The 17823-nt window shown below is 64.3% G+C and carries 20 protein-coding genes and 1 tRNA gene; 12 read left to right on the plus strand and 9 right to left on the minus strand.

The genetic code is table 11. From position 1 onward, the window contains the following. The 3 genes from QA645_RS18210 to QA645_RS18220 all read left to right on the plus strand — a co-directional run bounded on the left by QA645_RS18210 (position 1) and on the right by QA645_RS18220 (position 4568). Positions 1-795, plus strand: coding sequence for an NUDIX hydrolase (locus tag QA645_RS18210; protein WP_283051982.1), 795 nt, complete (start codon positions 1-3; stop codon positions 793-795). Between the two features lie 80 nt (positions 796-875). After that, complete coding sequence (locus QA645_RS18215; RefSeq protein ID WP_283051984.1) at positions 876-1790, plus strand: EamA family transporter; 915 nt, start codon at positions 876-878, stop codon at positions 1788-1790. A gap of 90 nt (positions 1791-1880) precedes the next feature. Then, positions 1881-4568, plus strand: a complete 2688-nt coding sequence (locus tag QA645_RS18220; protein ID WP_254132136.1) for a PAS domain S-box protein — start codon at positions 1881-1883, stop codon at positions 4566-4568. An 8-nt stretch (positions 4569-4576) separates the two neighbouring features. Here the strand turns inward: QA645_RS18220 and QA645_RS18225 are convergent, their stop codons facing one another. Then, complete coding sequence (locus tag QA645_RS18225; RefSeq protein WP_254132135.1) at positions 4577-4930, minus strand: GrlR family regulatory protein; 354 nt, start codon at positions 4928-4930, stop codon at positions 4577-4579. Between the two features lie 263 nt (positions 4931-5193). Here QA645_RS18225 and QA645_RS18230 point away from each other — a divergent pair, with 263 nt between their 5' ends. Then, complete coding sequence (locus QA645_RS18230) at positions 5194-5682, plus strand: hypothetical protein (protein WP_254194156.1); 489 nt, start codon at positions 5194-5196, stop codon at positions 5680-5682. A gap of 50 nt (positions 5683-5732) precedes the next feature. Here the strand turns inward: QA645_RS18230 and QA645_RS18235 are convergent, their stop codons facing one another. Beyond that, a complete protein-coding gene (locus tag QA645_RS18235) occupies positions 5733-6119 on the minus strand; it encodes a VOC family protein (RefSeq protein ID WP_254132133.1) in 387 nt (128 codons plus the stop codon). A 152-nt stretch (positions 6120-6271) separates the two neighbouring features. On the opposite strand from QA645_RS18235, the gene QA645_RS18240 reads away from it, so the two are divergent. The 3 genes from QA645_RS18240 to QA645_RS18250 all read left to right on the plus strand — a co-directional run bounded on the left by QA645_RS18240 (position 6272) and on the right by QA645_RS18250 (position 7693). Continuing rightward, entirely contained in the window at positions 6272-6829 is a 558-nt protein-coding gene (locus tag QA645_RS18240; protein ID WP_283051989.1) for a hypothetical protein, read from the plus strand. A 162-nt stretch (positions 6830-6991) separates the two neighbouring features. Further along, the gene (locus QA645_RS18245) at positions 6992-7462 is read left to right on the plus strand and encodes a hypothetical protein (RefSeq protein WP_254132131.1); all 471 of its coding nucleotides are present in this window, start codon (positions 6992-6994) and stop codon (positions 7460-7462) included. Positions 7463-7616: 154 nt separating this feature from the next. Beyond that, positions 7617-7693 (plus strand) — tRNA-Arg (locus tag QA645_RS18250). Positions 7694-7743: 50 nt separating this feature from the next. On the opposite strand, the gene QA645_RS18255 is transcribed toward QA645_RS18250, so the two are convergent. The 4 genes from QA645_RS18255 to QA645_RS18270 form a co-directional block, all read right to left on the minus strand. After that, positions 7744-7896, minus strand: a complete 153-nt coding sequence (locus QA645_RS18255; RefSeq protein WP_187437379.1) for a hypothetical protein — start codon at positions 7894-7896, stop codon at positions 7744-7746. A gap of 61 nt (positions 7897-7957) precedes the next feature. Then, positions 7958-8962, minus strand: a complete 1005-nt coding sequence (locus QA645_RS18260; RefSeq protein WP_283051993.1) for a helix-turn-helix domain-containing protein — start codon at positions 8960-8962, stop codon at positions 7958-7960. A 442-nt stretch (positions 8963-9404) separates the two neighbouring features. Continuing rightward, positions 9405-9692, minus strand: a complete 288-nt coding sequence (locus tag QA645_RS18265; protein WP_254194151.1) for a hypothetical protein — start codon at positions 9690-9692, stop codon at positions 9405-9407. Positions 9693-10123: 431 nt separating this feature from the next. After that, positions 10124-10387, minus strand: a complete 264-nt coding sequence (locus QA645_RS18270; protein WP_283051996.1) for a hypothetical protein — start codon at positions 10385-10387, stop codon at positions 10124-10126. Between the two features lie 299 nt (positions 10388-10686). Between QA645_RS18270 and QA645_RS18275 the strand changes: the two genes are divergently transcribed. From QA645_RS18275 to QA645_RS18285, 3 genes are all read left to right on the plus strand, one after another. Beyond that, the gene (locus QA645_RS18275) at positions 10687-11133 is read left to right on the plus strand and encodes a hypothetical protein (RefSeq protein WP_254132126.1); all 447 of its coding nucleotides are present in this window, start codon (positions 10687-10689) and stop codon (positions 11131-11133) included. 87 nt (positions 11134-11220) lie between these two features. After that, entirely contained in the window at positions 11221-12099 is an 879-nt protein-coding gene (locus tag QA645_RS18280) for a DMT family transporter (protein ID WP_283051999.1), read from the plus strand. Positions 12100-12187: 88 nt separating this feature from the next. Next, entirely contained in the window at positions 12188-12931 is a 744-nt protein-coding gene (locus QA645_RS18285) for a hypothetical protein (protein ID WP_283052001.1), read from the plus strand. A 57-nt stretch (positions 12932-12988) separates the two neighbouring features. On the opposite strand, the gene QA645_RS18290 is transcribed toward QA645_RS18285, so the two are convergent. Both QA645_RS18290 and QA645_RS18295 read right to left on the minus strand, forming a co-directional pair. Beyond that, positions 12989-13273, minus strand: a complete 285-nt coding sequence (locus QA645_RS18290) for a histone (RefSeq protein WP_283052003.1) — start codon at positions 13271-13273, stop codon at positions 12989-12991. Between the two features lie 68 nt (positions 13274-13341). Beyond that, the gene (locus QA645_RS18295) at positions 13342-14733 is read right to left on the minus strand and encodes a deoxyribodipyrimidine photo-lyase (protein WP_283053247.1); all 1392 of its coding nucleotides are present in this window, start codon (positions 14731-14733) and stop codon (positions 13342-13344) included. Between the two features lie 170 nt (positions 14734-14903). On the opposite strand from QA645_RS18295, the gene QA645_RS18300 reads away from it, so the two are divergent. Together QA645_RS18300 and QA645_RS18305 are read left to right on the plus strand one after the other, a co-directional pair. Next, complete coding sequence (locus QA645_RS18300; RefSeq protein ID WP_283052005.1) at positions 14904-16634, plus strand: Cache 3/Cache 2 fusion domain-containing protein; 1731 nt, start codon at positions 14904-14906, stop codon at positions 16632-16634. A 94-nt stretch (positions 16635-16728) separates the two neighbouring features. After that, positions 16729-17124, plus strand: a complete 396-nt coding sequence (locus QA645_RS18305) for a DUF2177 family protein (protein WP_254132121.1) — start codon at positions 16729-16731, stop codon at positions 17122-17124. A 4-nt stretch (positions 17125-17128) separates the two neighbouring features. On the opposite strand, the gene QA645_RS18310 is transcribed toward QA645_RS18305, so the two are convergent. After that, positions 17129-17788, minus strand: a complete 660-nt coding sequence (locus QA645_RS18310) for a peroxiredoxin (protein WP_283052008.1) — start codon at positions 17786-17788, stop codon at positions 17129-17131. Between the last annotated feature and the right edge of the window lie 35 nt (positions 17789-17823).

The raw sequence follows: 17823 nt of genomic DNA on the forward strand, positions 1-17823 counted from the left end.
ATGCCCGAGACATCAGCATCACGCCCGGCCTCGACGATCCTCCTGCTGCGCGATGGCGCGAAGGAAGTCGAGATCTTCATGATGGTTCGCCATCATCAGATCGAGTTCAACTCGGGCGCGCTGGTGTTTCCGGGCGGCAGCGTCGATGCCGGCGATCAGGAGATCGTCAAGCGGTCCGACCTGTATTCGGGCGGCGAGGGTCTCAGCGAGGCGGATCGTGGCTTCCGCATCGCCGCGATCCGCGAGACATTTGAGGAAAGCGGCATCCTGCTGGCGCGCGCGAAGGGGACCAATACGCCGATCGATGCGAAGCGTGCCGGCGAGATCGCCGATGCGCATCGCGTCGCGCTCAACGAGCACAAGATCAGCTTCCTCAGCATTTTGGCCAACAACGGCCTCCAGCTCGCGCTCGACACGCTCGTGCCCTACGCGCACTGGATCACGCCGGAGGGTATGCCAAAGCGCTTCGACACCTGGTTCTTCCTGGCGGCGGCACCGCCCGACCAACTCGGCGCGCATGACGGACGGGAGTCGACCGACTCGATCTGGTTGTCAGCACGCGACGCGGTGGAGGGCGGTGACAGCGGCCGCTTCAAGCTGCCGTTCCCGACCACGCGCAATCTGATCCGGCTGGCGAAGCAGCCGACGGTGAAGTCTGCGCTCGACCATGCGAAGGGCCTGTCGATCGTCACGGTGATGCCGGTCATGACCAAGACCGAGACCGGCCGTCAGCTCCGCATTCCCCGCGAGGCCGGCTATGACGGCGAGGTGTTCGAGGTCGGCGCCGTCGGCTAGGACACTTCGACATCGAGCGAAGTATCGCTGGCCGCGGATGCGCTAAATTCCGTCCATCACGAATGGATAGAACGCATCCGATGGACAACCGGCAGGACACCAATATCGCCGTCGAGCTGGCGCTGCTGGTCGCGCTCGCAACGCTCTGGGGCGGCTCCTACACCTTCATCAAGCTCGGCGTCGCCACCATCCCGCCGGTCACGCTGATCGCCGCCCGCACGACGATCGCGGGCCTGTTGCTGCTTGCCGTCATGTGGGCGAGGGGCATCAGGATGCCAACGGATGGGCAGACCTGGCAGCGCTTCGCCTTCCAGGCCGTGCTCAACAGCGTCATTCCCTGGACGCTGATCGCCTGGGGCGAGCGCCATGTCGATGCAGCGCTGGCAACCATCCTCAACTCGGCCGGGCCGATCTTCACCTTCCTGCTCACAGTGGTCGTCACCCGCCATGAGGCCACCACCCCGCGAAAACTGTTCGGCGTGGTCGCCGGCATGGCCGGCATCCTGCTGATCGTCGGCGTCGATGCGTTCAACGACATCGGCAGCGGCCTCGTCGCGGAAGCGGCCATCGTCGCCGCCACCATCTGCTATGCCTGCGCGGCCATCTTCGGCCGGAGCTTCAAGGGCCTCGATCCCATGGCGCCGGCTGCCGGGTCGCTGCTGTCGGGCGCGGCCGTGCTGATCCCGGCGTCGCTCGTGCTTGAGCAGCCCTGGACGCTTTCGCCGTCGCTGAGCTCGGTCCTGGCGCTGCTGGCGCTCGCGGTGTTCTCGACCGCGGCGGCCTTCGCGATCTATTTCCGCCTGATCCAGACCCTCGGCTCGGTCGGCACCACCGCCCAGGCCTATCTTCGCGTCCCGATCGGGGTCGCCATCAGCGTCGCCTTCCTGGGGGAAACCCTGAGCCAGACCGCCTGGATCGGCCTCGCCTGCGTCGTCCTCGGCGTCGCCGCCATGACGATCCCGGCCCGGCGCCCGGCTGTCGCTAAACCATCATGAAAAACAGCCGCTTCCGGCTGCCGGAGGCATGTTCCCCCGGAGGGGCGATACAGCGTATATTGGGCGGGTATGGAGTCCGGTTCCGCCCCAATGCCCGTCGAAACGCCACCGAATTCGCCGCCGAAGCGATCGTTCTCGCTGTCGATCGGCCAGATGACGTTCGGCAGCTTCATCCTGGTGCTGGCGGTGATCATCGTCACCTCGACCGCCAGCGTGATCGCGATCCGGCATATCGACGCCACCTTCGCCGAGCTGCAGCGGCTCCAGAGCGTCGGCGATCTCGCCGAAGATATCGACCGCCGCATGAACGATCTGCGGCTCGCCGCGCGTGACTTCGTCACCGATCCCGGCGCCGGTATCCAGTTCAAGCAGGTGGGCGAGGCCGCCTCGACCCTGAGCGACATCCTCAAGAAGACCCGTATCGATCTTGCCCCCGAGCAACAGGACATGATCGACGGCGTCTCCGAACGGCTTGCGACTTACCGCAGCGGGCTGCAGCGGATCTCGACCCTGATCGATCGCCGTGCGGAGTTGCTCGCCGGGCTGCCGCCGCTGCGCGATCAGTTCGATGCCGCGGTCTCCGAAAGTGGGGACCGCGATCTCGCCGCCCGCCTGTCGGAAGCGCAGAGCCGGATTGCGCTCGGGCTGCTTGCACGCAATCCGTCGGCTGCCGAACAGGCCGCGCAGGGTATGCGAGCGATGGCTATCAGCGATGCCCGGCTGAAGTCGGCCGTGGACAGCTACGCCGATGCCATCATCGCGGTCGCCGTCCGCGAACGCCAGATCGCCGATATCGACCGCGAGGTGCTGGGAACCGAGGGCCGGTTGATCGGCCGCGTCACCGAATTGCTCCGCGACGTCAGCGACCGCCGTGGCCATGTGCTGTCGCGCGATTTTGCCCGGACGCTTGCCGAGGCGCGCTGGCAGAGCATCGTGCTCGGCAGCATGGGTGTGTTGATCGGCATCCTAGCCGCCGGCTTCGTGGTGCGTCGGACGGTGCGACCGCTGGCCCAGATCGCGCGCTCGATCCGGGCCCTTGCGGCCGGTGAGAAAAGGACGTCGATCCCGTCGGCCGATCTCGACAACGAGATCGGCGACATCGCGCGCGCGGCAGAGGTGTTCCGCCGTGCGTTGGAGGAGGCCGACACGGCGCGTGAGGCGGCGGTGCGGGCGCTCACCGAGCAGCGGCTAGCCGAGGAAAGCTATCGCAAACTGTTCGAGGGCTCGGTCGACGGCATCTACGTGACGACGCCGGCCGGCGATCTCCTCAACGCCAATCCGGCGCTGGCGCGGATGATGGGCTATGACAGCCCGCAGCATCTGATCGACAGTATCAACGACATCGCCCACACCATCTACGTCGATCCCGCGGCGCGCGAGGAGTACCAGCGGCTGATGCACCGCGACGGCATCGTGCGTGAGTTCGAGTATCAGGTGCGCCAGCGCAGCGGCAACATCCTCTGGCTTTCCGACAGCGCGACGGGCGTACGGGACGAGCAGGGCCGGATCGTCCGCTACGAGGGCACGCTGCGCGACATCACCGATCAGAAGCGGGCGGAAGACGCCATCGCCGAAGGCCGGCGCCTGCTCCAGCAGGTCATCGACACCGTGCCGGCCGTCATCAACGTCAAGGACCGCGACCTCCGTTACGTGCTGATGAACCGCTACATGGCCGGCATCTTCGGCATCGAGCCCGGCGACGCGCTCGGCCGCACCACCGCTGATCTGATGTCGCGCTATGGCGCAGCCAAGACCGACGAGAACGACAAGAACGTGCTCAGGCTCCGCAAGGGGCTCGGCTTCTACGAGGAGGAGTACAAGGACTCCTCAGGCAATATGCGGCAATGGCTGGTCAACAAGCTGCCGCTGCTGGATGCCGAGGGCGAGATCGAGCGGATCGTCACCGTGGCGCTCGACATCGGCGAGCGCAAGCGCGGCGAGCAGGAGATGCGCAAGGCCAAGGACTCCGCCGAAACCGCGCTGCGCAACCTGCGCGAGACCCAGGCCTCTCTGATCGAAGCAGAGAAGCTCGCGGCCCTCGGACGCCTGGTCGCCGGCGTTGCGCACGAGGTCAACAATCCCGTCGGCATCAGCCTCACGGTTGCCTCCGCGCTGGAGCGCAAGACGGCGATGTTCAGCGCCGACGTCGAGCGCGGCGAGCTTCGCCGCTCGACGCTCAACGATTACCTCAACACGAGCCGCGATGCGTCCTCGCAGCTCGTTTCCAATCTCAACCGTGCGGCCGAGCTGATCCAGTCGTTCAAGCAGGTCGCGGCCGACCGCAACTATTCGGACCAGCGCAGCTTCGACCTCGCCGACCTCACCGAGCAGGTGGTGATGAGCCTGCGTCCGGGCCTGCGCAAGCAGAACCTGACGCTCAACGTCGAGTGCCAGCCCAACCTGACCATGAACAGCTATCCCGGCCCGTACGGCCAGGTGCTGACCAATCTGTTCCTGAATTCGGTGGCGCACGCCTTCCCGGATGGACGTCCGGGGATCATCGACATCCGGGTGCGCGAGTCAGGCAAGGACAATGTCGAGATCATCGTCGCCGACAATGGTTGCGGCATGAGCCTCGACGTGCGCCGGCGCGCCTTCGATCCGTTCTTCACGACGCGGCGCGATCAGGGCGGCACCGGTCTTGGGCTGCACATCGTCTACAGCATCGTGACCAACCGGCTCGGCGGGCGGCTCGACCTCGATTCCGAGCCGGGCGAAGGCACGCGCATCCAGATGATCCTGCCGCGCACAGCGCCGCTGGAACAGGCTGCGGAATAGTTCAGTCGCTAATCAGCTTCTGTGAGCTTGTGCAGGGTGGCGCCGAAAATCAGGCTGGCCTTGCCGACCAGCGCCGTTCCGGTCATCTCCGCGCGGGTGTCCGTGTAGGTCCCGCTGACACCGATGCCGACCGGAGCCGGGCCGCCGAACAGCGGGTTGTCATCACCTCGCGGCGAGGTGTGCCGTTGCACCAGCACCTCGCCTTTGAAGGTGTGGTCGTCCTTCACCACGTAGCTGCCGGTGTAATAGAGGTAGGCATCGCCGCCAAGGATCTTGCCGTCGCGAAAAAGAATCACGCCGCTGCCCTTACCGACCCGACCATCGAGCAGGCTCACGTGAATCGAATAGAGGCCGTTCTTCATCACGCCCCGTCTGCCGGCCACCATCGCCCAATGGCGTAACCGGTGTAGCTTTTATGCCAAAGCGCAACCACTCGCGCAACGCGGCAGTTTCGCCAGCGATGGTGTCCCATGCCGGCACTGCTAACCGTAATTGTCCCGGCTTGTGTGTGACACGGTTATGACGGTCTCATCACGCTGCGAGGCCAGTCGTTGCGAATCAGAGTTGGCCCGCGAAATGCATAACCATTGTTGCACTGGCCGCGGGGTGCTGGAGCAAGACGAACGTGAGCAACTGGATCGATTCCGGCGGCGCTGAGCCGCGTCTGTACAGTGCGCGTCCCACGAACTGCGAAACACGACGATGGCAGATTGGCCGTCCCACACGGTGGCGAAGCGCGGCAAGTCTTGCTTGCGCGCTGGCGCTGATTGCCCCGCTCGGGCACGCACGCGACCGCGGCCAGTTCGTCAATACCAGTACGGAGCTTAAAGCCTGGTTCGACGGCTTGCGCAGCGGCAAGGGGCCATGCTGCTCCGATGCCGACGGTTCGGCGATCTCGGACTCCGATTGGGAGAGCAAGGACGGGCACTATCGCGTGCGTATCCCGCGCCTTGGCTACGTGATCGAAGGCCGGGAGCAGGAGCTCGTCTGGGTCGACGTGCCCGAGGAGGCCGTGATCTCGGAGCCGAACCGGGTCGGACGCACCATGGTCTGGCCGATCTACGGCTACACGGGCGTCACGATCCGATGCTTTATGCCCGGTAGCATGACTTAGCGGGGCGAGCGCTCGCCCGGCTTCGCCTCGATGTCGGATGCGGAGTCGCGTCAGGTATATTTCTTGTCGCGCTCGAGCAGCTCGATGGAAATGCCTTCGGGGCCGCGGATGAAGCAGATGCGGACGCCGGGCCGGATCGTGGTCGGCTCGCGGGTGAACGTCACGCCCTTGGCCTTGAGCTCGGCGGCGACAGCGTCGATGTCCTTCACCGTGAGCCCGAAATGGTCGAGGCCCTGATGAGGGTGTGGCGGCGGCGCGCTGACGGCGTTCTCGCCTTCCAGCGATGCGATGAAGATCCTGGCGCCGCCCAGGTTCACGTCGATGCGTCCCGGCGCGCGCACGATCTCGCCGCCGAGGATGTCGCGCAGCCAGGCCGCGGTCGCTTCCGGATCAGGGCTGCGCAGATGGATGTGATCCCAAGTGACGACGACTGGCATTTCAATTCCTCCCGATAGGGTCTTCGCGATGTTGCAGCGCATGTTAGCGATCCCGATCGACGATCGCCACCATGGCTCCTATCCGAGATTCGCGCCGTTGCGGGAACCTTAGTTCCTTTCGCGGATTGAGGAAGGAGGCGAGTGATGCACCCATGAACGCAGGGTTTGGCCGGATCGGATTGGGAAGCTTCGCCGGGAATGGCGAGGGGCCGCCGCGGCTCCGCTCCCCAACAAGCGTCTGGCTCAAGCGAGGCGTGTTGTGGCTGCTGGCGGCGCTCGTGGTTGGTGGGGCCGTCTGGCTGTTGATGCCGCCCTCCGAAGGCAATGTCGCGCCGACCGAGCCGACCAAATTGGCGCTGGCAAGCATCGATCCAGCTGCTCCGACAACCGCCTCAGATACCTCCGCTGCTGAGCCGGCCGGGCTCGACCGGATGAAGATTTCATCGCAGACCTGGCGGCGCGGCGGGCTCGGCTCGAAGGCGCTCGTCACCTTCACCGTGCGAAATGACAATGACTATGCCGTTAAGGATGTCGAGATCGTCTGCGCCTTCACGCGGCGCGACGGCAGCCATCTGACTGACCGCGGCCGCGTGCTGGCCGACATTGTCGGCATGAAAAGTCGCAAGACCTTTGCGCGCGTCCCGGTCGGATTCGTCAACGTGAATGCCGATCAGGCGACATGTTCGCTGGTGACGGCGCGGCGCGCCTAAGGAGCCAGACATTCCGCTAGCGGAAAAGTTACCGTCCTTGGCCCTTGGCCAGAATCTTGGCGTTCCCATTTGAACCAAAGGGCAGGGTGCAGGAACCAATTAGAGGATCGCCGGTTGAGGCGAAGAGCCCACGCGGGGATTGCGGGGGGCGGAGCGCGGCCAATGCCCATCTTTCGGTATTTCATGTTCGTCGGTGGAGCGCTGCTCGCACTGTTGTTTGCGGCTGATTTCGTTTGGCCGACGTCGCCGGCCGGACAAGCGGTTGCGACTGCAGGCTATGACCAGCCGCTGATCCGGATCCGGTCCGATCGTCATCTGCCTGATCGTGTCGTGCTCGACACCAGCCAGCCGACCGTCGCCGTGCCGGTCGTGCAGACGGCCGCCGCCGCGGCGCCTCAGGCGACTGCGCAGCCGGACCCGCTGGCTGACATCTCGGCAAAGGCGCGGGTGCGCGAGACTTTCGCTCAGTTCACGCCGAAAGCTCAGGCCCAAACGACGCAGACTCCGCAGGTTCAGGCCCCCGTTCAGCCCAAACGGAAGGTGGCCCGGGCGCGTCCGGCGCCGCAGCGCGGCCAGCCGATGATGCTGGTGGCACAGCAGCCGCATTTCGGTTTTTTCAACTCGACCTGGTAACAAGCGCGCCTCTGCTCCGCCTCGATAAAGGCGGGGAGGGCTTTTTATTGTCCGGTCTCTCTGCTAATTCGAACCGATCCGAGCGTCGCAGCCAACTGGCCCGCCAGTCAGCGTCAGCGGGCGCTTCGGTTTGTGGCCCAAGACCGGGGCCCGGGCGCTCGTAGCTCAGCTGGATAGAGCATCGGATTTCGATTCCGAGGGTCGGGAGTTCGAATCTCTCCGAGCGCGCCATTTGTCAGGCCACAGCCTTCAGGCCTGACCACGCAATCCGTAAATCTCGCCTACTTGCCCTGGATCTTGAGCCCGTTGGGGCCAACGTTGATCTGGAGGCCGTCAGGCTGCTTCTTCGCCTGATAGAGATTGTAGCCAAGTACCCCCGCCGTCACGACCAATGCGCCAATAATGAGAAACAACAGATTGCGGCTAATGGACATCCGTTTCCTTTGAACCAAGGTTGCTGACAGTGAAGAAACGCCGTGCAGCACGTGCGTGGCTTCAAAACTGTCCGGCACTGGCAACGTGGTTCATCAGCACTTGTTCCGGAGCAGCCGTGCGCGAGCGGGCCCGCGCCAGCGTGTCCGAGGGCGCCTCGTGGAAGGTCGCGCGGTATGCTGCGGCAAACTCGCCGAGGTGATGAAAGCCCTGGGCGCGCGCGCACGAGGCGACCGACGCGCCACCGCTCCTGAGGAGCTGCGTGCGGGTGGCCCACAGCCGCTTCAGGCGGATGTATTGATGCAGGCTCATCCCGCGCACCTTGGCTACCGCACCGCCGAGGGTCCGGATCGAGACGCCGAACTCATCGGCGAGATCGGCCGTATAGATCGGGGCGGTCGGATAGGCTGCGACGTAGTCGTCGATCTGCTGCACGAGCCTGGCGGATCGCGCACCCGCATTCGGGGCGCTGCGCTCCGACAACGGGTTCGTTCGAAACAGGTCGTCGAAAGCGAGCAACAGCCCCTCCTGGAGATGGCTGGCGGCTTCCGTGGTCTCGAACATGTGCGGCGCGAACGACGCGGTCCTGAGAATGTCGAGCACAAGCTGCCGCGCATAGAGATGCGCAGCCGGGTCGGCGATGCGAACCCATAACGCGTCGGCGCGATCGAACCAGCCGCGATCCCTGAGCGTGGTCGAGAACATGATCAGTGCATGATGATTGATCTTGGGCTCGACGAAATGGCAGTGATGATTGCCGCGCAAGGCGACGAAGAAGCGCGCGTCGAGATCCATGCCGCTCGAACTGGCGCGCAGATCATCGCTCATCGGCAGGATCACCATGCCGCCCGGTGCGCGATAGGTGGTCTCCAGGATGCGTGCAAACGACCGCGCCACGATGATGCGGCAGGCCGGCAGATTCACGATCGCTCGCGCCGCAGCAAAATTGGCGACGTCGAGCGGAATGCTCCGGGCGTCTTCCAGCGATTCAGCCGGTCGAAACGCGTCGACGTCGGTGAACCGGGTCAGTTGGAGCGCGGAGGATGGGGCGAGAGCGTCGAAGAACATGCGTCTGGCCGGATGCTGCAATGTGACAATAAAATGAACGTCAGTACATGGCCATCAATGGCGAAACAGGACGATTCAGTAAACAGGATTCCATGCCGTAATATTGCGGACATCATCCCACGAGGATGATCGGATTGATGTCACCGTCAACGGTCTCGGCTCATCGGTTGACCCGATGTGAGGTCAATGAAATGGAGCCGCGTGCAGGCAGGGCAGGCGAAGGACTCGAAGCTTCGCCCCTCGCGTCCCTGCCGCTTCTCGAGATGGGTTTGCACGTTCATGCCCGTCTGCGGGCACCGGAAAACAATCAGATCGGCCATCGGCACAGAATGGCTGCGCGACGAATTTCATCTTTGATCTAGATCAGTTTTGGAATTGCTCCAGGCGAGAGCGCCACCGCGATCTCGCAAATGCGAAGGGGCCCGGAGGGCCCCTTCAGATTTCACCAGCGGCGATAGCCGTAATAGCCGGGCCCATAGACACGCGGGCCATAATAGCGCGGCGGTCCATAATATCGGGGGCCGTAATACGGCGCCGGCGCGCCGTAATATCCATAATAATTCGGACGCCAGAAACAGCGCCCCCAGGCGTCGCAGACCATACGGACCTGTTCGACGTTTGAAACCTGCGGTGCCGCAGGCGCGGGCGCAACGGGCATGGCTGACGCCGTCGGCGATGCCGCGATGGCACCGAAAAGGGACGCGACGACGAGGCCGATCTTAAGCTTCATAATGTCTTCCTCCGCTTACGCGATACAGGGTATCGAAGTTGTTCTGATCAAATTGTGGCAGAACCGAAATGTAATGCTGATGAACAAATCTTCAGCTTGCCCGCCGCAGGCCTGACCTCAACTCAGCAAGAGTATCCCAGGTTCTCGCGTGTGACCAATGCTTCGACGACCCGCAGGACATCCATTGGTATCCTTGCTTCTACGCAATCCGGCGGCGCGGCTTCATCCGTAACCTTGTCGTCACGGGCAATCCTCCGCCAAATTCGAAGAGTGGGCTTGTCAGGATTGGATCGTCGTGTGCAGCGGACGCTCGGCGCTCCGGGACGAGGTGGGAAAGAACCTCGTCAAGCGGACGGTCTATCAGATCGAGAAGCAGGTGCTGCGGGGGCCACCGGTGAGGCCGCCCGCCGCAAGACAACGCAGCCGCGCCCTCAGAAGCAGGGGTGCCGCCGGCGGTCCTGGCCGACATAGGCGGCCGCGCTCTGGTAGCAGTGGTTGGTCGACGGGCCGTCATAGAAGGCGAAGGTGCCGGGAGTGATGCCCGGGCCGTAATTGTGCAGATAGCTGATCGGGTAGGGCAGCGGGTTGGCGTAGTAACGGTGGTGCCGGTGATGTCCCCGTGCCTCCGCAAGGCCAGGGGCAAGGATTGCGGCCGACAGGGCAGCAACCGCGGCTACAAGCTTCAACTTGCTCATCTCGATTCTCCGGAACCCGCGAATAAGTCTCCCATCTATAGCCATTTCGGGCCGCCGGGGCACCCGTCCCAGGCCCGGAAATCGGGGCAGATCGGGTAGATTCCCGGTTGGGTGTGACAGAATTGCCGGAACCGGGGTCGAAGCCTGCCCATTTTTGGCCTTTTCGGGATGCTTAACGAATTCCCCACACAAGTATGGCCAAAGAGAATTCGGTTTAAGATTCCTCCCGGCCCGGGGTTTTTCCTTGGGGGCTCGTCGCGGCCGGTTCGTTCCTGCAAGGGTTTCGTCGTCACGCTGCCATGCGCATCACGCTCCTCAGCCTGCTGTTGCTCTTCGTCGCTGCTGCCACGCCAGCGCGCGCCGAACTGCACATCACCCGCGACCATGGCGGCTACGTCGAGGAGTACAAGGTCAAGTACAAGCGCGTCCGCGACAAGGGCGAGCGGGTCATCATCGATGGCATCTGCAACTCGGCCTGCACGCTGGTGCTCGGCATCGTGCCGATGAACAAGATCTGCGTGACGCCGCGCGCGAGCCTCGGCTTCCACCAAGCCTATTACGACAAGGCCTTCACCTTCGGCATCAAGGTCACGAGCTCGGAGGGGACGTCCGACCTGATGTCCTACTATCCTGACACGGTGAAGGACTGGATCCGCCGCAATGGCGGGCTCACCACCGACATGAAGAAGATCAAGAACGGGGTCGAGCTCTGGAAGATCATCGATCCCTGTCCGGAAGAATGGTGATCGGCTGATCTGAGCCGCGTCTCCCTCGCAGCGCAGCATCCAAATTCGCATTGCCGCACCGCCACCACTCGGGCAATGAGGGCGGCAATGAATCATAACCAGGAAAATCTGGCCGCGCGGGCGGCGCCGGTGCTGTTCGTGCTGCTGTGGAGCACCGGCTTCATCGGCACCAAATACGTCATCAACAACGCCGATCCCTTGACCTATCTCGCCATCCGCATGGCGGTGGTGGTCGTGCTGATGGCGATCATTGCGGCGATTGCCCGCCCGAAATGGCCCGACCGCATCGGCATCGCGCACAGTGCCGTCGCCGGTATTCTCGTTCACGGCTTCTATCTCGGCGGCACCGCGATTGCGATCGCGCATTCGATTCCGGCGGGGCTCTCCGCGCTCATTCCGGGCCTGCAGCCGATCCTGACCTCGACCATCGCCAACCGCTGGCTCGGCGAGAAGGTGACGACGGTGCAATGGGGCGGTTTGCTGCTCGGTCTCGGCGGCGTGGCACTGATCCTGCACAATCGTCCCATGACCGGCGAGGCGGGGCTCGGCTGGCTCGCTTCGGTGGTCTCGCTGATCAGCATCACGCTCGGCACGCTCTATCAGCGCCGCTACTGCAATCACATCGATTGGCGCGCGGGCAACCTCGTCCAGTATGTGGCCGTCACGATCTTCTTCACGGTCGGCGCCTTCCTGTTCGAGGACCGCGTCGTGCACTGGACGCGTGAGTTCGTGCTTGCGCTCGGCTGGCTTGCGGTCGCGCTCTCGATCGGGTCGATCGGGCTGTTGTACTGGTTGATCCGCCACGCGGCGGCGACGTCGGTTGCGAGCCTGTTCTATCTGGTGCCTGCGGTGACCGCGCTGATGGCCTATCTGCTGTTCGGCGAGAAGCTCGATGCGCTGGCGATCGGCGGCATGGCGATGTGCGCGGCCGCGGTGTTCGTGGTCAACCGGCGCTTCGGCGCGTAGGCCCGTTGCCGGAATACATCCCTGACGTGCGGGTCGCGTTCGTGCTAGGCTTGCCGCATTTCAGTTGTCCTTTCACGCGGTGATTTCCATGAAGAAAGCGAAGCGCGCACTGCTCGGCAAGTCCCTGAGGCCGGTTCGGATTGCCTGCATCAACTACGCCAGGGGGGCCATCGGCGATCGCGATATGAGCCGGCTCACGGCGGCGCTCCAGAGGTGCTACGACAAGCATTTCCTGCCGGTGTGGGGCTATCCGGTCGACCTCTATGTCACGCGCAAGCCGAAGGCCACCGACTGGCAACTGGTCTATTTCGACGATGCCTTGCATAAGAACATGCTCGGCCGGCACGAGCTGACCCACCGTGGCCAGCCGATCTCGAAGATCTTCGTCAAGGCGTTGGGCGACGAGCCGATCAGCGTGGCGGCCTCGCACGAGCTGTTCGAGATGGTGCTCGACCCCATGGCCAATCTCTGGGCCGACAAGAATCCGAATACCCAATATGCCTATGAGGTCTGCGACGCGGTGGAGGAGGACTCCTTCGACGTCGACGGCTTGCCGATGTCGAACTTCGTCTATCCGTCCTGGTTCGAGCCATTCAAGCATCCCCGTGGTACCAAGTTCGATCACAAGGGAACGCTGAAGGCGCCGTTCTCGATGACCGAGGGTGGCTACGTCATCAAGAAGGTCAACGGGAGGAAGGTGATCAAGGCGTTCGGCTCACCCGCAAAGCGGCGGCGCTTCAACGCTGAAGACCGGCGCGGCCATCGCAGCGAGTTTCGCGATCCGAAGGGAAAGCACCATCCGGGCCGGCGCGCGTCGAAGCGGAGAGGCTAGGGCCTCGAGAGCAGACATCTCCGGGCGCCCGCACCCGGAGACCTCGTCGCGCCGCGATCAGCGCCTGGCCTTCTTGGCCTTCTTCTTGGCAGCCTTCTTAGCGGTCTTTTGGGCGGCCTTCTTCGCGGCCTTCTTCGCGGACTTCTTGGCGGCCTTCTTCGACGACTTCTTGGCGGCCTTTTTGGCCTTCTTCTTGGAAGCCTTCTTTGCCTTCTTCGGCGCGACCTTCTTGGCGGCCTTCTTCACCTTCTTCACGGCGGTGACCGCTGCGTCCTTGGTCGCTTCCACGGCGCTGGTGATCGTCTCCATCGCCTGCTCGGTGATCGGCTTATCGTCGTCCATATCGTGTCCCCCACGGTTTGTATGGAGCGATGACGATAGCGGGTTTCATCATTGTGTCAAAGCAACGCTCAACCTTTGCGGATCTTGGCGTAAGCGGCGAGCGCGCGCTCGCGTCCCTTGGCATGATCGACGATCGGTTGCGGATAGGTCTTGCCGGGCGTGACGCCGGCACTCGCAAGCTCGATCGGTGTCGCCTGCCAGGGCTGGTGGATCAGCTTCGACGGCACGTCTTTCAGCTCCGGCACCCAGCGTCGGACATAGGTTCCGTCGGGATCGAACTTCCCGCCCTGGAGCGTTGGGTTGAACACGCGGAAGTAGGGCGCGGCGTCGGCGCCGCAGCCGGCGACCCATTGCCAGTTGGCCGGATTGCTGCCGGCATCCGCATCGACCAACGTGTCCCAGAACCAGGCTTCGCCGTCGCGCCAGTCGATCAGGAGATGCTTGACCAGGAACGAGGCGACCACCATCCGGACCCGATTGTGCATCACGCCGGTGTGCCAAAGTTCGCGCATGCCGGCATCGACGATGGGATAGCCGGTGCGGCCGTGCTGCCAGGCGGCAAGCGCCTTCTTGTCGGACTTCCAGGGGAAGTCGTCGAAGCTGTCTTGCAGGTTCTCGGTGGCGAGGTTCGCATGATCGTGGAGCAGGTGGCGGCAGAACTCGCGCCAGCCGAGCTCGCTCAGGAACTTGTCGATGCCGGATCCGATCGCCGGATTCTCCGCCGCGGCAAACCGCGCGGCGTGAAAGACCTGGCGCGGGCTGAGTTCGCCGAACCGCAAATGCGGCGAGAGACCTGAGGTGCCCTCGCGATCCGGCCGATCGCGGTCGCCGACATAGGTGCGCGCGGTGTGCTTGAGGAAGTCGCGCAATCGGGCACGTGCCGAGGCTTCGCCGGGTGTCCAGCTCTCGCGCAGGCCGCCGGCCCAGTCTGGCTTGGTCGGCTCGAGCTTCCAGCTCTCGAGGCTGTCGCTCGCGATCTTCGCGGCTGGGCGAAGCTCCTTTGGTGCGGGCAGCGGTTTGGGCGGATCGCCGAGCGAGAGCACCCGCCGCCAGAACGGCGTGAACACGCGCAAGCCCCGGCCTTCCTTGTTGCGGATCGCCGAGGGCGGAACCAGCAAGTCGCCGGGAAAACTTTGCGAGTCCACGCCGAGCTTTGCCAGCGCTGCTTCGAGCTGTTTCTCGACGGCCTGATGTCGGGCCTGAGCGATCGAATTCCAATAGACCGCGCCGGCGTGGCTCTCGCGTGCCACGTCGGGGATCACCCTCGCAGCCGGTCCCTTGCGCAGGACCAGCGATCCGCCGCGCGCCGCGATATCGGCGCCGAGTGCGCGCAGCGATTGCGCCAGCCACCATCGCGTTGCGCCGCCGGGTGCCCGTCCGGCTGCGTCGTCCAGGACGTAGAGGCAGATCACCGGCGCGCCGGTCTTGGCGGCGGCGTGGAGCGCGGGATGATCGGACAGACGGAGGTCGTCGCGAAACCAGACGATGACAGGCGGGGGGCTTGGCGGGGTCAGGGAATGTCCTCGTTTACGATCTGGAAAGGATGCCGCGCGGGGCGCTGTGAACCGTCGTTAATGGGGTCGTAAGCGGATTGCATGAATATGCAGGAATTCCGGGGGTAGTTCCATTCATGACCAACTCATTAACGGCGAAGTTCGTGCCGCAATTCAAGCTGGGTACCAAGGCCGTCCTGTGTGCCGTCCTGCTGATTGCGATGAACACCGCATTGGTGGTCGGCGCCGGCTATTGGTCGCTCACCTCCGCCTTCAACGATCGCGCGCTGCGCGACATCGAGGTCAGCCTGCGCACGCTGGCCCTGGCCTTCGCCGAGACCGTTCCCGACGCCAGGATCACGATGCGGGATGGCGCGGTGGCGCGTGCCGAGATCGCCAAGATGCCGGACTTCAAAGATCACGCCATCGTCGATCGTGCGGTGTCCTATGTGGGCGGCAACGCGACCCTGTTCGTGTTTGACGATGCGAGCGGGCAGTTCGTCCGCCGCTCGACCAATGTGAAGAAGGAGAACGGCGACCGCGCCGTCGGCACCCAGCTTGCCGCCGACCATCCGGCGCAGGCCGTGTTGCGGCGTGGTGAAGCCTATAAGGGGCCGGCCACGCTGTTCGGCAAGTCCTTCATGACCGCTTATTTTCCGATCGCGGATGCAAGCGGCAAGGTCGTCGGCATTCTCTATGTCGGCATCCCCATGGCGCAGTTCGAGGCGATGCTGGCCCAGGCGATCGAGAGCATGGCGGTGGCGGCCGGCATCGCCGCGTTGCTGGTTCTGGTCCTGACCATGCTGGTGGTCCGCCGCGTCACCCGGCCGCTCACCTCGGTCACGCGCTCGTTGACGGCGCTCGCCAACGGCCAAAGCGACGTCGCGATCGATTGCGACGACCGTGCCGACGAGATCGGCGAGATCGCCCGCACGGTTGCGGTGTTCAAGAGCAATTCGCTGGAGCGGGCGCGCATGCGCAGCGAGCAGGCGGAAGCCGCGGCTGCGGCGGCCGAGCAGCGCAAGGCCGATCTGCGCAACTTCGTCGCCGAGTTCCGCGGCAGTGTCGGCGGCATCCTCGACAAGGTGCTGCACGCCTCGGGCGAATTCGAGCGCGTGGCGCGGCAATTGACCGACACCGCCCGGTCCACCGCCGACCTCTCGGCGAAATCGGCCGGCGCGTCCGAGCAGGCCTCCGACCACGTCCGTTCGGCGGCGTCCGCCTCCGACGAACTGTCTCAATCGATCTCCGAGATCACCCGCCGTGTGCAGGAATCCAACGCGATCTCCGCCGAGGCGGTGCAGCAGGCCGAGGCCACCGACCAGCGCATCGCGCAGCTGTCGGAAGCAGGCTCCCGCATCGGCGACGTCGTCAAGCTGATCACCTCGATCGCCGAGCAGACCAATCTGCTGGCACTGAATGCCACCATCGAGGCCGCGCGCGCGGGCGATGCGGGGCGCGGTTTTGCCGTGGTGGCCCAGGAGGTCAAGACGCTCGCCGGCCAGACCGCCAAGGCGACCGACGAGATCTCGACCCAGATCGCGAGCATGCAGCTTGCGACCGAGGAGTCGGTGACCGCGATCAAGGCGATCACCGAGACCATCGAGCGTATCAGCGGCATCGCGAACTCGATCTCGGCCGCGGTCGAGCAGCAGCGCAGCGCCACCCACAACATCGCCGCCAGCGTTCGCGCCGCGGCCTCGGGCACCGCCGATGTTGCCGTCAATGTCCGTCATGCGGCCGAGGGCGCCAGCGAGACGGGCGAGACCTCGAGCCGGATGTTTGCCTCTGCCCAGGCGCTGTCAGGCGAGAGCCTGCATCTGAAGGCCGAGGTCGACAGCTTCCTCGATCGCGTTCAGGCGGCTTGATCGGGGACTGGCGGGCTGAAACCATCGGCCTGCCGTGACGTAACTGACGGCATGATGTGACTGCCCGCGAGGCCTGCGGGCAGGGAGGCCGCCAGTGAACCGCCTTGTCGTGCTCTATCTCGCAACCCTCGTCATCCTGACCGGGCTGGATTTCCTGTTCCTGGGACTGGTCGCCAAGGGCTTCTTCACCGCTGAGGTTGGCGACATGCTGGGCGAGCTGAAGCCTTTGCCGGCGATCCTGTTCTATTTGCTCTATGTCGGCGGCGTTTTGATCTTCGTCAGCGGCTCAGTTGGCGCAACGTGGCAATCGACGCTGCTCTATGGCGCCTTGTTCGGGCTGTTTTGCTACGCGACGTTCGATCTCACTGCGCTCGCGCTCCTGAAGCACTGGAGCTGGCCGGTCGCATTCCTCGACATCGGCTGGGGCGCGGTGGTGACCGCGGTCTCGTCGACCGCGGGTCTGTTGGTGGCGGATCGTGTAACCGGATAGGCCGTTACTTCGGCTGCGGCACGATGCGGATGTAGGGCTTCGGTTCCTTCCAGCCCTGCGGATAGATCGTCTTGGCCTCGTCGTTGGAAACCGAACCCGCGATGATCACGTCCTCGCCCTGCGACCAGTCGGCCGGCGTCGCGACGCGATGCTTCGCGGTGAGCTGGAGCGAGTCGATCACGCGCAGGATCTCCTGGAAGTTCCGGCCCGTCGTCATCGGATAGACAAGCACCAGCTTGATCTTCTTGTCCGGCCCGATGATGAAGACGTTGCGGACGGTCTGGTTGTCGGCCGGCGTGCGGGTGAGGGGATCACCCGAGGTCGACGCCGGCAGCATGCCGTAGAGCTTCGAGACGTTGAAATCGGTGTCGCCGATCATCGGGTAGTTCGGCGCGGCGCCTTGCGTCTCCTTGATGTCCTCCGACCACTTCGAGTGGCGGTCGACAGGATCGACCGAGAGGCCCATCAGCTTGACGCCGCGCTTGTCGAACTCGGGCTTCAGCTTGGCGATAGCGCCGAGCTCGGTGGTGCAAACCGGCGTGAAATCCTTCGGGTGCGAGAACAGCAGAGCCCAGCTGTTGCCGATCCAGTCGTGGAACTTGATCTTCCCTTCGGTGGTCTCGGCTTCGAAGTCGGGGGCGGTGGTGCCGATCGGGAGTGTCATGGTTTTACCTCATCGCGTTGAATTTACACGGAAAT

The sequence above is a fragment of the Bradyrhizobium sp. CIAT3101 genome (assembly GCF_029714945.1).
Lineage (GTDB): Bacteria > Pseudomonadota > Alphaproteobacteria > Rhizobiales > Xanthobacteraceae > Bradyrhizobium.